This is a genomic window from Citrobacter freundii complex sp. CFNIH9, from assembly GCF_002903305.1.
GTDB lineage: Bacteria > Pseudomonadota > Gammaproteobacteria > Enterobacterales > Enterobacteriaceae > Citrobacter > Citrobacter portucalensis.
This window is the reverse complement of record NZ_CP026238.1, coordinates 40,695-54,027: the sequence shown is the minus strand read 5'-3', so window position 1 is coordinate 54,027 and position 13,333 is coordinate 40,695. Positions and strand designations below refer to the sequence as shown.

Below are 13,333 nucleotides of genomic sequence, written 5' to 3'. Positions count from 1 at the left end.
GCCCTTTTTTTATGCCAGTAGTTTCTGCAAATGAATGAGTAATCTGTCTATCGCCCGATACCCAACAGCTTCCTGTAAGTGCTGGCGAGAGATATGGTCAGATTGTTCTATATCCGCGATCGTTCGAGCGACCTTTATCAGGCGTAACCAGGCGCGGATGGATAATCCGAGATGCGCGAGCGTTTCTTCAAGCCACTGCGCATCGTCGCTACGCAGTGGACAGTATTTATGGATATCCTGACTGTCCAGTTGCGCATTTAACTTATTCTGCCGCCGATACTGACGCTCTCGTGCTGCTATAACGCGTTGCTTCACCGTTGCGCTATCTTCCCCTTTTACCTGGCTCTGGCTGAGTATGCCGGGCGGCGGTAAGGGGATTTCGAGGGAGAGATCGAAGCGGTCAAGAAATGGGCCTGATAATCGATTGAGGTAGCGTAGTGTCTGCTCTGGGGTACAGCGGTTATGGTTCCCCTGATAATGTCCTGTTGGGCTGGGATTCATGGCAGCAATAAGCTGAAAACGCGCGGGGTAAGTTATTTTTGCCCGAGTGCGGGATAAATGAATCTGCCCGGACTCAATGGGCTCTCGCAGTGCATCCAGCGTGCGCCGCTCAAACTCGGGAAGTTCATCCAGAAACAGTATGCCGTTATGCGCCAGAGATATCTCGCCTGGCGCAGGAATAGAGCCGCCACCGACCATGGCAGTTAATGAAGCACTGTGATGCGGCGAACGAAAAGGGCGTTGTTTCCACTGTTTTTGTAGTGTGTCGGAATTGACCAGACTTAGAATCGCGGCGCTTTCCAGTGCCTCATCATTACTCAGTGGCGGAAGCAATCCTCTCAGGCGACTGGCCAGCATGGTCTTACCCGTTCCCGGCGGCCCGATGAGTAAGAGGTTATGACCGCCAGCTGCGGTAAGTTCCAGTCCGCGTTTACCCTGTTCCTGGCCGATAACATCGCTCAGATCATCTGCTAATGCGCAGGGGGTAAAATCTGCCGATGATGGTCTGTCTAAATCATGCTTACCTTCGAGAAATGCGCATACGGCCTGTAGATGATCGGCTATCAGGCACCCTTCACCGTGTATCAGTCCCACTTCAGCTGCATTCTCTTTTGCGACAATAATTCTCCTGCCTGCGCGAATAGCTTCAGTTGCACTTGATATCGCACCGGGAACGCCGCGTAACGCGCCTGTAAGCGCTAATTCGCCTACCAGCTCATATGTATCGAGGTTATGGGTTGTAAGCTGCTCAGACGCTGCCAGAAGCGCAACTGCGATAGGTAAATCATATCGTCCCCCTTCTTTCGGGAGATCGGCCGGAGCGAGGTTTATGGTTATCTTCTTCGCCGGGAATTCATAACCGCTATTAATAATCGCACTGCGAACTCGATCGCGAGCCTCTTTTACCGTTGTTTCGGGTAATCCCACCATGGTTAAACCAGGCAAACCATTGCTGATATGTACCTCGATGGTAATGGCTGGCGCATTCACGCCCAGCGCAGCGCGTGTGTGAACAATCGATAGTGACATAAGCCCTCCTGATGAAAACATTATGTCGCAATACATCGCGGCAAGATTTCACATAATTACGGTTTTTAGAGGCTTATTCCTGTGTTTTTATGTAGCTCAATACTGCTTGCATAAAGCCTGGGATAGCGCTCGCAAACGCTTTTGAATAACGTTTTTAGTAGGAAACGGGTTGCCGATAATCACCTGAAACGTGAAATATTTTCACTTTTGATTTTTTGTATAAAAAACAACGATATTTATCTAAACCGTTAACGGCGTCAGAAAAACGAATAAAAAAATATCTTGTGTCATTTGCAAATTCTATGGTAACTCTTTAGGTATTCCTTCGAACAAGATGCAAGAAAATACAAAAATGACAGCCCTTCTACGAGTGATTAGCCTGGTCGTGATTAGCGTGGTGGTGATTATTATCCCACCGTGCGGGGCTGCACTTGGACGAGGAAAGGCTTAGAAAACAAGCCTTAACGAACTAAGACCCCCGCACCGAAAGGTCCGGGGGTTTTTTTTGACCTTAAAAACATACACGAGGAGCAGAAAGTGAGCGGTAGCATAAAATTCTGTTTCTCAAGATTTACGGCGGGGATGTAACTATGAATGGGGCACAGTGGGTGGTACATGCGTTGCGTGCACAAGGGGTTCAAACCGTCTTTGGTTATCCTGGTGGCGCAATTATGCCGGTTTACGATGCGTTGTATGACGGCGGCGTAGAACACCTGTTGTGCCGACACGAGCAGGGCGCGGCAATGGCGGCAATTGGCTATGCCCGTGCGACCGGTAAAACCGGCGTGTGTATCGCCACTTCAGGTCCTGGCGCTACCAACCTGATCACCGGACTTGCCGATGCGCTGTTAGATTCTGTTCCTGTGGTGGCGATCACCGGTCAGGTGGCCTCACCTTTCATCGGAACGGATGCGTTTCAGGAAGTGGACGTTCTGGGTATGTCTTTGTCCTGCACCAAACACAGTTTCCTGGTGCAGTCACTGGAAGAACTGCCGCGCATCATGGCAGAGGCTTTCGCTGTGGCGAACTCCGGTCGTCCGGGTCCGGTTTTGGTTGATATCCCGAAAGATATCCAGCTGGCCAGCGGTACGCTGGAGCCGTATTTTACGACCGTCGAAAACCTAGAGGTTTTCCCGCACGCTGACGTTGAGCAGGCGCGTAAAATGCTGGCGCAGGCGCAAAAACCGATCCTGTACGTCGGTGGCGGCGTTGGTATGGCTCAGGCGGTCCCGGCCCTGCGTGAATTTATCGCGGTAACCCAAATGCCGGTCGCCTGCACGTTGAAGGGGCTGGGTGCAGTAGAAGCTGACTACCCATACTATTTGGGTATGTTGGGAATGCATGGCACTAAAGCGGCAAATTTCGCGGTGCAAGAATGTGATTTACTGATTGCAGTGGGTGCGCGTTTTGATGACCGGGTGACCGGCAAGCTGAATACCTTCGCGCCGAACGCCAGCGTGATCCACATGGATATTGACCCGGCGGAAATGAACAAGCTGCGCCAGGCGCACGTCGCCCTGCAGGGTGATTTAAATTCTCTGCTGCCGGCATTGCAGCAATCTCTGAAGATTGACGCATGGCGTCAGCATAGCGCTGAACTGCGCACAGAGCATACCTGGCGCTATGATCATCCCGGTGAGGCTATCTACGCGCCACTGTTGTTGAAGCAGTTGTCCGATCGCAAACCCGCAGACAGCGTAGTGACAACGGATGTTGGTCAGCATCAGATGTGGTCGGCGCAGCATATGACCTACACCCGCCCGGAAAATTTCATCACCTCGAGCGGCCTGGGTACGATGGGCTTTGGCCTGCCAGCAGCTGTTGGCGCGCAGGTTGCTCGCCCGAACGATACGGTAATCTGTATCTCCGGTGACGGCTCCTTCATGATGAATGTACAGGAGCTGGGCACCGTAAAACGCAAGCAGTTGCCGCTGAAAATAGTTTTACTCGACAACCAGCGGTTGGGCATGGTGCGACAATGGCAGCAGCTGTTTTTCCAGGAACGTTATAGCGAAACCACCCTTACCGATAACCCCGATTTCCTCATGTTGGCCAGCGCCTTCGGCATACCAGGTCAACACATCACCCGTAAAGACCAGGTTGAAGCGGCACTCGACACCATGCTGAACAGCGAGGGGCCATACCTGCTTCATGTCTCAATCGACGAACTTGAGAATGTCTGGCCTCTGGTACCGCCAGGTGCCAGTAACTCAGAAATGCTGGAGAAATTATCATGATGCAACATCAGGTCGCCGTTGAGGCTCGTTTCAATCCGGAAACGTTAGAACGTGTTTTACGCGTGGTACGCCATCGCGGTTTTCAGGTGTGCTCCATGAATATGGAAGCCGCCAGCGATGCGCAAAATATAAATATCGAATTGACCGTTGCCAGCCCCCGGTCGGTCGACTTACTGTTTAGTCAGTTAAGTAAACTGGTAGACGTTGCACATGTTGCTATCTGCCAGAGCACAACCACATCACAACAAATCCGCGCCTGAGCGCAAAAGGAAGAAAAATGACGACGAAAAAAGCTGATTACATTTGGTCTAATGGCGAGATGATTCGTTGGGAAGACGCGAAGGTTCACGTGATGTCCCACGCGCTGCACTACGGTACTTCAGTATTCGAAGGCATCCGTTGCTACGATTCTCACAAAGGGCCGGTGGTGTTCCGTCATCGCGAACATATGCAGCGTCTGCGTGATTCAGCCAAGATCTATCGTTTTCCGGTTTCTCAGAGCGTTGATGAGCTGATGGAAGCTTGCCGCGAGGTGATTCGTAAAAACAATCTGACCAGCGCCTATATCCGTCCGCTGGTGTTTGTTGGCGACGTGGGGATGGGCGTTAACCCGCCAGCGGGATACACCACTGATGTGATCATCGCCGCGTTCCCGTGGGGTGCTTACCTTGGTGCAGAAGCGCTGGAGCAGGGGATCGACGCGATGGTTTCTTCCTGGAACCGCGTTGCGCCGAACACCATCCCTACTGCTGCTAAAGCGGGCGGTAACTATCTGTCTTCGCTGCTGGTGGGTAGCGAAGCGCGTCGTCATGGCTATCAGGAAGGCATTGCGCTGGATGTGAATGGTTACATCTCCGAAGGTGCGGGCGAAAACCTGTTTGAAGTAAAAGACGGCATTCTGTTTACCCCGCCGTTTACCTCTTCCGCGCTGCCGGGTATCACTCGTGATGCGATCATTAAGCTGGCGAAAGATCTCGATATCGAAGTGCGTGAGCAGGTGCTGTCCCGTGAATCACTGTACCTGGCCGATGAAGTGTTCATGTCCGGTACCGCGGCCGAAATCACCCCAGTACGCAGTGTCGATGGTATCCAGGTGGGCGAAGGCCGCTGCGGTCCGGTCACCAAACGCATCCAGCAGGCCTTCTTTGGGCTCTTCACCGGTGAAACGGAAGATAAATACGGCTGGTTGGATTCAGTAAACCAATAACAAAATTAATATTTCCCCAAAATAATTCACGTTGCAGGAAGACGGCAACGCAGCAAGTCCCAGGAGCTTACTGTAGTAAGTGACTGGGGTGAGCGAGGCGGCCAACGCACCTGCGGCGTGAAGTATGCAGGGGAAAGACAGACGGGAGTTAATCAAGCATGCCTAAGTATCGTTCTGCCACCACCACTCACGGCCGCAATATGGCGGGTGCCCGCGCATTGTGGCGCGCCACCGGGATGACCGATGATGACTTCGGTAAACCGATTATCGCTGTGGTGAACTCCTTTACCCAGTTTGTGCCGGGTCACGTCCACCTGCGCGATCTCGGTAAGCTGGTTGCCGAACAAATCGAAGCCTCAGGCGGCGTGGCGAAAGAGTTCAACACCATTGCTGTGGATGATGGTATCGCCATGGGTCATGGCGGCATGCTGTATTCACTGCCGTCGCGTGAGCTGATCGCTGACTCCGTTGAGTACATGGTTAACGCCCACTGCGCCGATGCGATGGTCTGCATCTCCAACTGCGACAAAATCACCCCCGGGATGTTAATGGCCTCTTTGCGCCTGAATATTCCGGTGATCTTTGTTTCCGGCGGTCCGATGGAAGCCGGGAAAACCAAGCTCTCTGACCAAATCATCAAGCTCGACCTGGTTGATGCGATGATTCAGGGTGCTGACCCGAAAGTTTCCGACTCACAAAGCGAGCAGGTTGAACGTTCCGCCTGTCCGACCTGCGGCTCCTGTTCCGGTATGTTCACCGCTAACTCGATGAACTGCCTGACTGAAGCGCTGGGCCTGTCGCAGCCGGGTAACGGTTCACTGCTGGCGACTCACGCCGACCGTAAAGAACTGTTCCTCAACGCAGGTAAGCGCATCGTCGAGCTGACCAAACGCTATTACGAGCAGGACGATGCTTCCGCGCTGCCGCGCAACATTGCCAGCAAAGCGGCATTTGAGAACGCCATGACGCTGGATATCGCCATGGGCGGCTCCACCAATACCGTTCTGCACCTGCTGGCGGCCGCGCAGGAAGCGGAAATCGACTTCACCATGAGTGATATCGACAAGCTGTCCCGCAAAGTCCCGCAGCTGTGTAAAGTGGCGCCGAGCACGCAGAAATACCATATGGAAGACGTGCACCGCGCAGGCGGTGTATTGGGTATTTTAGGCGAACTGGATCGTGCCGAACTGCTGAACCGCGACGTGAAAAACGTGCTGGGTCTGACTCTGCCGCAAACGCTCGATCGTTATGACGTGATGTTGACCAAAGACGACGCGGTGAAAAAAATGTTCCGTGCTGGCCCGGCCGGCATTCGTACAACCCAGGCATTCTCACAGGATTGCCGTTGGGATACGCTGGATGACGACCGCGCTGAAGGCTGCATCCGCTCGCTGGAACATGCTTACAGCAAAGACGGCGGTCTGGCAGTTCTGTACGGCAACTTCGCGGAAAACGGCTGTATTGTAAAAACCGCAGGCGTGGATGACAGCATCCTGAAATTCACCGGCCCGGCAAAAGTGTATGAAAGCCAGGACGATGCAGTTGAAGCCATCCTCGGCGGTAAAGTGGTGGCTGGCGACGTGGTTGTCATTCGCTACGAAGGGCCGAAAGGCGGGCCAGGCATGCAGGAAATGCTCTACCCAACCACCTTCCTGAAATCGATGGGCCTCGGTAAGGCTTGCGCGCTGATTACCGACGGTCGTTTCTCCGGCGGTACTTCGGGGCTTTCCATTGGTCACGTTTCTCCGGAAGCGGCCAGCGGCGGTAATATCGCGATTATCGAAGATGGTGACATGATTGCCATCGATATCCCGAATCGTGGTATTCAACTTCAACTGAGTGATGCGGAAATCGCTGCGCGCCGTGAAGCGCAGGAAGCTCGCGGTGACAAAGCCTGGACGCCAAAAGATCGTCAGCGTCAGGTCTCCTTTGCACTGCGCGCCTACGCCAGCCTGGCAACCAGTGCCGACAAAGGTGCGGTGCGCGATAAGTCGAAGCTCGGGGGATAATGACCATGGCGGATTCACAACCTCTATCCGGCGCTCCTGAGGGTGCCGAGTATCTCAGAGCGGTACTGCGTGCGCCGGTATACGAAGCGGCACAGGTAACGCCGCTACAGAAAATGGAAAAACTCTCTTCGCGCCTCGACAATGTCATTCTGGTGAAGCGCGAAGACCGTCAACCTGTTCACAGCTTCAAGCTACGCGGTGCCTATGCCATGATGGCGGGCTTGACCGAAGAGCAAAAAGCGCATGGCGTCATTACCGCATCGGCTGGTAATCATGCTCAGGGCGTCGCTTTCTCTTCTGCGCGATTAGGCGTGAAGGCGCTGATTGTCATGCCAACGGCTACCGCCGATATCAAAGTCGACGCCGTTCGCGGCTTCGGCGGAGAAGTGCTGCTGCACGGCGCGAACTTTGATGAAGCCAAAGCCAAAGCGATTGAATTGTCGCAGCAGCAGGGTTTTACCTGGGTACCGCCGTTCGATCATCCGATGGTGATTGCCGGGCAGGGCACGCTGGCGCTGGAGCTGCTCCAGCAGGATGCGCATCTCGATCGCGTCTTTGTGCCAGTTGGCGGCGGCGGTCTGGCGGCAGGTGTTGCGGTGCTAATTAAACAGCTGATGCCGCAAATCAAAGTGATTGCCGTGGAAGCCGAAGATTCGGCCTGTCTGAAAGCGGCGCTGGATGCCGGTCATCCGGTGGATCTGCCGCGAGTGGGTCTCTTTGCCGAAGGCGTGGCGGTCAAACGTATTGGCGATGAAACCTTCCGTCTGTGCCAGGAATACCTCGACGATATTATTACCGTGGATAGTGATGCTATTTGCGCGGCAATGAAAGACCTGTTCGAGGATGTACGTGCGGTGGCGGAGCCTTCCGGGGCGCTGGCGCTGGCGGGGATGAAAAAATACATCGCCCAGCATAATATTCGCGGTGAGCGTCTGGCGCATGTTCTTTCCGGCGCTAACGTTAACTTCCACGGCCTGCGCTACGTTTCCGAACGTTGCGAGCTGGGGGAACAGCGCGAAGCCTTGCTGGCCGTGACCATCCCGGAAGAAAAGGGCAGCTTCCTGAAGTTTTGCCAACTGCTGGGCGGGCGCTCTGTGACCGAGTTTAACTACCGCTTTGCTGATGCGAAAGACGCCTGCATTTTTGTCGGCGTACGTCTGAGCCGTGGGCTGGAAGAGCGTAAGGAAATCCTGCAACTGCTCAATGAGGGCGGCTATAGCGTGGTGGATCTGTCTGATGACGAGATGGCGAAGCTACACGTGCGCTATATGGTCGGTGGACGTCCGTCGAAACCCTTACAGGAACGTCTTTATAGCTTCGAATTTCCGGAGTCGCCGGGGGCGTTGCTCAAATTCCTGCATACCCTGGGGACGCACTGGAATATTTCATTGTTCCACTATCGCAGTCACGGCACTGATTATGGTCGTGTGCTGGCGGCGTTTGAGTTGGGTGAACACGAGCCTGATTTCGAAACGCGGCTGAATGAACTGGGTTATGACTGTCATGATGAAACACATAACCCGGCGTTCAGGTTCTTCCTGGCGGGTTAACGACAGCCATTAAAAAAGGGTTCATGTAAAAACATGAACCCTTTTTGCTACTGTATCAGCAGATTACAGCGTGATAACGTCGAATTCGACTTCGGTATTCACGTCAGCATCGTAATCCACACCGTCGAGGGCAAAACCGAACAGGTTCAGGAATTCCTGCTTGTATCCTGCATAGTCAGTTTCTTGCGCCAGGTTTTCGGTAGTGATCAGCGGCCACAGATCGCGACATGCCTGCTGAATGTCGTCACGCAGTTCCCAGTCATCCATACGGATACGCTGGTTGTCATCAAGCGCCACTTTATCGCCGTACAGGCTGGTGGTCATCAGACGGTTGATCTGCTCAATACAACCTTCGTGAATCCCCTGCGCTTTCATCAGCTTGAAGACCATGGAGATGTACAGCGGCATTACCGGAATCGCAGAAGATGCCTGGGTGATGACGGACTTCAGTACGGCAACGTTAGCGGAACCGTTCAGCGGTGCCAGCTGGTTACGCAGCTCACCCGCCGCGCGATCGAGGTCTTCTTTCGCTTTGCCCAGCGCGCCGTGCCAGTAGATTGGCCAGGTCAGGTCGGTACCGATGTAGGAGTAGGCTACGGTTTTCACGCCATCAGCCAGCACGCCCGCTTCGCTCAGCGCGCCCATCCACAGTTCCCAGTCTTCGCCGCCCATGACGGTGACGGTGTTCTGAACTTCTTCTTCGGTTGCCGGCTCAATGCTGGCGGTGATGATCTGATCTTTGTTGGTATCGATCGCTTTAGAGGTGTAAACCTCACCGATTGGCTTCAGCGCTGAACGGACGATTTCACCGGTTTTCGGCATTTTACGCACTGGGGAAGCCAGTGAGTAAACCACCAGGTCAATCTGACCCAGGTCTTCTTTGATCAGTTTGATTACTTCATCACGGCATTCGTCAGAGAACGCATCGCCGTTGATGCTTTTGGAGTACAGACCTTCACGCTTGGCCGCTTCGTCGAAAGCTGCAGAGTTATACCAGCCTGCGGAACCTGGTTTGGTATCCGTGCCCGGTTTTTCGAAAAATACGCCGATAGTGGCGGCACCGCTGCCAAAGGCGGCGGAAATTCTGGAAGCCAGACCGTAACCGGTGGAAGCACCGATCACCAGCACGCGAGACGGGCCGTTCTCGATTTTCCCGTTCTGCTTAACATACTCGATCTGCTTTTCCACGTTGACTTTGCAGCCAGTCGGATGGGTCGTTGTACAGATGAATCCACGAATTTTTGGTTTGATTATCATAATGATGGCTAATTAAGTTTGTATTTTCGCTGTCAAGTGCGCAATGACACCGTCTGTTCTGGCCTGCTTAACGCGATGGTTAACAAGCCCCCCACTACAATGGATCACGACATTATACAGAAAAGGAGCGCCAATACTGAATCTACCACTGATTTTAGACCTGACGCTGGCGCTACTCTGCGGATTTACGTTCCAGAACAATCTTCCAAAACGCGTCGATCAGCGGTTCATGCAGTCGCTTTTTCGGCGCGCAGACGCCAAGCTCGAACGGTGTTTTTTCGTCACTGCGCTCTAAAATCATCACGCGATTACGTACCGGCTCCGGGCTGTTTTCTAGCACCACTTCCGGCAGCAGCGCCACACCGCAGCCCAGCGCTACCATTGAGACCATCGCTTCGTGGCCACCCACCGTGGCGTAAATTGATGGGTTGCTGATTTTGTGACGGCGGAACCACAGCTCGATACGGCGGCGTACCGGACCCTGATCGGCCATGATAAACGGCACCGTCGACCAGTCCGGCTTATCGACCGATACCTGATTTCGCACCGGGCAGGGCAGCGCCGGAGCGATCAACACAACCGTCAGATTCTCCAGCATCGAGAACGCCACCGCGCCAGGCAGCGTTTCGGGCTTACCGGCAATTGCCAGATCGGCTTCACCAGTGACCACTTTATCCATCGCATCGGCGGCGTCGCCGGTGGTGAGCTTAATTTCCACTGACGGATGCTCGGCGCGGAAACGGTCAAGGATTGGCGGCAGATGGCTGTAGGCGGCAGTTACCGAACAGAAGATATGCAGTTCGCCCGACAGCGACGGCCCTTGTTGATCGAGAGTGTGGCGTAACTGCTGGTACTGCAACAGCGTCTGTTGGGCAAACACGCGCAGCTCTTCACCGGCTTCGGTCAGTGTAACCGTGCGGTTATCGCGCACAAACAGCGGCTGGCCGAGGTCTTCTTCGAGGCGCTGAATCTGCCGGGAAAGCGTGGATGGGCTGACGTGCATTGCCCGCGCGCTGCGGCCAAAGTGACGACTTTCAGCCAAATGCAGGAACATTTTCAGATCGCGTAAATCCACAGACGAGCCTCCGATTTTCTACGTTGCATAAATTGCAATGTGACGTTGTGAATATATCAATTTCCGCAATAAATTTCCTGTTGTAATGTGGATTCAATCTCGCAAATACAAATCTGCGAACCGAATAATAAGCACCACAACACAACATCACGGAGTACACCATCATGGCTAACTACTTTAATACACTGAACCTGCGCCAGCAGCTGGCACAGCTGGGTAAATGTCGCTTTATGGGTCGCGACGAATTCGCCGATGGTGCGAGCTACCTTCAGGGTAAAAAAGTGGTCATCGTCGGCTGTGGCGCCCAGGGTCTGAACCAGGGCCTGAACATGCGTGACTCCGGTCTGGATATCTCCTACGCACTGCGTAAAGAAGCCATTGCTGAGAAGCGTGCTTCCTGGCGTAAAGCGACCGAAAACGGCTTCAAAGTGGGTACCTACGAAGAGCTGATCCCGCAGGCTGATCTGGTGGTTAACCTGACGCCGGACAAGCAGCACTCCGACGTTGTGCGTTCTGTACAGCCGCTGATGAAAGACGGCGCGGCGCTGGGTTACTCCCACGGCTTCAACATCGTGGAAGTGGGCGAGCAGATCCGTAAAGACATCACCGTTGTGATGGTGGCACCGAAATGCCCGGGTACTGAAGTTCGTGAAGAGTACAAACGTGGTTTCGGCGTACCTACGCTGATCGCCGTTCACCCGGAAAATGATCCGAAAGGCGAAGGCATGGCGATTGCTAAAGCCTGGGCTGCGGCCACCGGCGGTCACCGTGCTGGCGTACTGGAGTCCTCCTTCGTTGCGGAAGTGAAATCTGACCTGATGGGTGAGCAGACTATCCTGTGCGGTATGCTGCAGGCCGGTTCTCTGCTGTGCTTCGATAAGCTGGTGGAAGAGGGTACTGACCCGGCATATGCTGAAAAACTGATTCAGTTCGGCTGGGAAACCATCACCGAAGCGCTGAAGCAGGGCGGCATCACTCTGATGATGGACCGTCTTTCTAACCCGGCGAAACTGCGTGCTTACGCGCTGTCCGAACAGCTGAAAGAGATCATGGCGCCGCTGTTCCAGAAACACATGGATGACATCATCTCCGGTGAATTCTCTTCCGGCATGATGGCTGACTGGGCCAACGACGATAAGAAACTGCTGACCTGGCGTGAAGAGACCGGCAAAACCGCGTTCGAAACCGCTGCCCAGTTCGACGGTAAAATCGGCGAGCAGGAATACTTTGATAAAGGCGTTCTGATGATTGCGATGGTGAAAGCGGGCGTTGAGCTGGCGTTCGAAACCATGGTGGATTCCGGCATCATCGAAGAATCTGCTTACTACGAATCACTGCACGAACTGCCGCTGATCGCCAACACTATTGCCCGTAAGCGTCTGTACGAAATGAACGTGGTTATCTCTGATACCGCAGAATACGGCAACTACCTGTTCTCTTACGCTTGCGTACCGCTGCTGAAAGAGTTCATGACCACCCTGCAGACCGGCGACCTGGGCAAAGCGATTGCTGAAGGCGCGGTAGACAACGCGCAGCTGCGTGACGTGAACGATGCGATTCGCGGCCATGCTATCGAGAAAGTGGGCCAGAAACTGCGTGGCTACATGACCGATATGAAGCGCATTGCGGTCGCAGGCTAATTCCTCATAGAGGAATGGCATATCAACAGCGCTTCGTAGGCCGGATAAGCGAAGCGCTATCCGGCAAAAAAAGCCCGGTGTTTAAACACCGGGCTTTCTATTAGTTACGGTACAGCACTTTAATGATGTGGTAACCGAACTGAGTGTGCAGCGGGCCGGTTGGCTCCAGCACTGGGCAGGAAAAGACCACTTTGTCGAACGCCGGAACCATCTGGCCCTGACGGAATTCGCCTAAATCACCGCCGCGTTTGCCTGATGGGCAGATGGAGTGTTTCTTCGCCAGTTTGCCGAAGTCGGCGCCGTTTTTAATCTGTTCCAGAAGATCCAGTGCCAGTTTCTCTTCTTTAACAAGGATATGCACTGCTGCTGCTGTTTTTGCCATGATCGTGCCTTCAAAAGGGGGTCTGTAAGGCTCGCGATTTTAGCATGGCTTACCGTCGATACAGCACTTTGATGATGTGGTAGCCAAATTTGGTTTTTACAGGCCCGTAAGGTTTAAGCAGTGGGCAGCTAAACACAGCGGCATCAAATGGTCCCACCATCATCCCCTGTTTGAACTCGCCCAGATCGCCTCCGTTGCGCCCAGAGGGGCAGCGAGAATAGCGTTTTGCCAAATGATCGAAGCTAATACCGCGATCCAGCTTGCTCAGGATCTCCAGAGCTAATTTCTCTTCTTTTACCAGGATATGTAGGGCTGCCGCGCTCTTAGCCATTATTTTGTTCTCATGTCTCAAAGATGTCCCATTACTTTATCACCCGTCTTAGTCGTGGACATATACTCTTCGCCATCGCGGGACAGATGTCTCGCCTGATGTATGGAAACGGGAG

General features: G+C 53.8%; 12 protein-coding genes. 7 read left to right on the top strand and 5 right to left on the bottom strand.

The window, feature by feature from the left end; all coding sequences use genetic code 11:
• Positions 1 to 9: 9 nt before the first annotated feature.
• Entirely contained in the window at positions 10 to 1,530 is a 1,521-nt protein-coding gene (locus C2U43_RS00265; protein WP_020996103.1) for a YifB family Mg chelatase-like AAA ATPase, read from the bottom strand.
• Between the two features lie 352 nt (positions 1,531 to 1,882).
• Between C2U43_RS00265 and ilvL the strand changes: the two genes are divergently transcribed.
• The 6 genes from ilvL (at position 1,883) to ilvA (ending at position 8,533) form a co-directional block, all read left to right on the top strand.
• A complete protein-coding gene (gene ilvL, locus C2U43_RS00260) occupies positions 1,883 to 1,981 on the top strand; it encodes an ilv operon leader peptide (protein WP_001311244.1) in 99 nt (32 codons plus the stop codon).
• 139 nt (positions 1,982 to 2,120) lie between these two features.
• The gene (gene ilvG / locus C2U43_RS00255) at positions 2,121 to 3,767 is read left to right on the top strand and encodes an acetolactate synthase 2 catalytic subunit (RefSeq protein ID WP_103284535.1); all 1,647 of its coding nucleotides are present in this window, start codon (positions 2,121 to 2,123) and stop codon (positions 3,765 to 3,767) included.
• Positions 3,764 to 4,027 (top strand): acetolactate synthase 2 small subunit, encoded by a 264-nt coding sequence (gene ilvM / locus C2U43_RS00250; protein ID WP_003018017.1) that lies wholly within the window; start codon positions 3,764 to 3,766, stop codon positions 4,025 to 4,027. Before ilvG ends, ilvM begins: the two co-directional genes overlap by 4 nt.
• Positions 4,028 to 4,044: 17 nt before the next feature.
• Positions 4,045 to 4,974 (top strand): branched-chain amino acid transaminase, encoded by a 930-nt coding sequence (locus C2U43_RS00245; protein ID WP_003829030.1) that lies wholly within the window; start codon positions 4,045 to 4,047, stop codon positions 4,972 to 4,974.
• Between the two features lie 158 nt (positions 4,975 to 5,132).
• A complete protein-coding gene (gene ilvD, locus C2U43_RS00240; protein WP_103284534.1) occupies positions 5,133 to 6,983 on the top strand; it encodes a dihydroxy-acid dehydratase in 1,851 nt (616 codons plus the stop codon).
• A 5-nt stretch (positions 6,984 to 6,988) separates the two neighbouring features.
• Entirely contained in the window at positions 6,989 to 8,533 is a 1,545-nt protein-coding gene (ilvA, locus tag C2U43_RS00235) for a threonine ammonia-lyase, biosynthetic (protein WP_003018007.1), read from the top strand.
• A gap of 63 nt (positions 8,534 to 8,596) precedes the next feature.
• On the opposite strand, the gene fabV is transcribed toward ilvA, so the two are convergent.
• Both fabV and ilvY read right to left on the bottom strand, forming a co-directional pair.
• Positions 8,597 to 9,790, bottom strand: coding sequence for an enoyl-ACP reductase FabV (fabV, locus tag C2U43_RS00230; RefSeq protein ID WP_008787067.1), 1,194 nt, complete (start codon positions 9,788 to 9,790; stop codon positions 8,597 to 8,599).
• Between the two features lie 172 nt (positions 9,791 to 9,962).
• Positions 9,963 to 10,865 (bottom strand): HTH-type transcriptional activator IlvY, encoded by a 903-nt coding sequence (gene ilvY, locus C2U43_RS00225; RefSeq protein ID WP_003829023.1) that lies wholly within the window; start codon positions 10,863 to 10,865, stop codon positions 9,963 to 9,965.
• Between the two features lie 164 nt (positions 10,866 to 11,029).
• On the opposite strand from ilvY, the gene ilvC reads away from it, so the two are divergent.
• Positions 11,030 to 12,505 carry a ketol-acid reductoisomerase gene (gene ilvC / locus C2U43_RS00220; protein ID WP_003829020.1) on the top strand — a complete coding sequence of 492 codons (1,476 nt, stop codon included), beginning with the start codon at positions 11,030 to 11,032 and terminating at the stop codon, positions 12,503 to 12,505.
• Positions 12,506 to 12,605: 100 nt separating this feature from the next.
• Here the strand turns inward: ilvC and ppiC (C2U43_RS00215) are convergent, their stop codons facing one another.
• Positions 12,606 to 12,887: a peptidylprolyl isomerase PpiC gene (gene ppiC / locus C2U43_RS00215; protein ID WP_003017999.1), complete on the bottom strand. Its 282-nt coding sequence runs from the start codon at positions 12,885 to 12,887 to the stop codon at positions 12,606 to 12,608.
• Positions 12,888 to 12,936: 49 nt separating this feature from the next.
• Complete coding sequence (gene ppiC, locus C2U43_RS00210) at positions 12,937 to 13,218, bottom strand: peptidylprolyl isomerase PpiC (RefSeq protein ID WP_038634595.1); 282 nt, start codon at positions 13,216 to 13,218, stop codon at positions 12,937 to 12,939.
• Positions 13,219 to 13,333: the final 115 nt, after the last annotated feature.

Bases quoted from the DNA above. Each gene is read 5' to 3' on its own strand.
- ilvL (WP_001311244.1), top strand. From the start codon at position 1,883: ATGACAGCCCTTCTACGAGTGATTAGCCTGGTCGTGATTAGCGTGGTG.
- ilvM (WP_003018017.1), top strand. From the start codon at position 3,764: ATGATGCAACATCAGGTCGCCGTTGAGGCTCGTTTCAATCCGGAAACG.
- C2U43_RS00245 (WP_003829030.1), top strand. From the start codon at position 4,045: ATGACGACGAAAAAAGCTGATTACATTTGGTCTAATGGCGAGATGATT.
- ppiC (WP_003017999.1), bottom strand. From the start codon at position 12,887: ATGGCAAAAACAGCAGCAGCAGTGCATATCCTTGTTAAAGAAGAGAAA.
- fabV (WP_008787067.1), bottom strand. From the start codon at position 9,790: ATGATAATCAAACCAAAAATTCGTGGATTCATCTGTACAACGACCCAT.
- C2U43_RS00265 (WP_020996103.1), bottom strand. From the start codon at position 1,530: ATGTCACTATCGATTGTTCACACACGCGCTGCGCTGGGCGTGAATGCG.
- ilvC (WP_003829020.1), top strand. From the start codon at position 11,030: ATGGCTAACTACTTTAATACACTGAACCTGCGCCAGCAGCTGGCACAG.
- ilvA (WP_003018007.1), top strand. From the start codon at position 6,989: ATGGCGGATTCACAACCTCTATCCGGCGCTCCTGAGGGTGCCGAGTAT.
- ilvG (WP_103284535.1), top strand. From the start codon at position 2,121: ATGAATGGGGCACAGTGGGTGGTACATGCGTTGCGTGCACAAGGGGTT.
- ilvD (WP_103284534.1), top strand. From the start codon at position 5,133: ATGCCTAAGTATCGTTCTGCCACCACCACTCACGGCCGCAATATGGCG.
- ppiC (WP_038634595.1), bottom strand. From the start codon at position 13,218: ATGGCTAAGAGCGCGGCAGCCCTACATATCCTGGTAAAAGAAGAGAAA.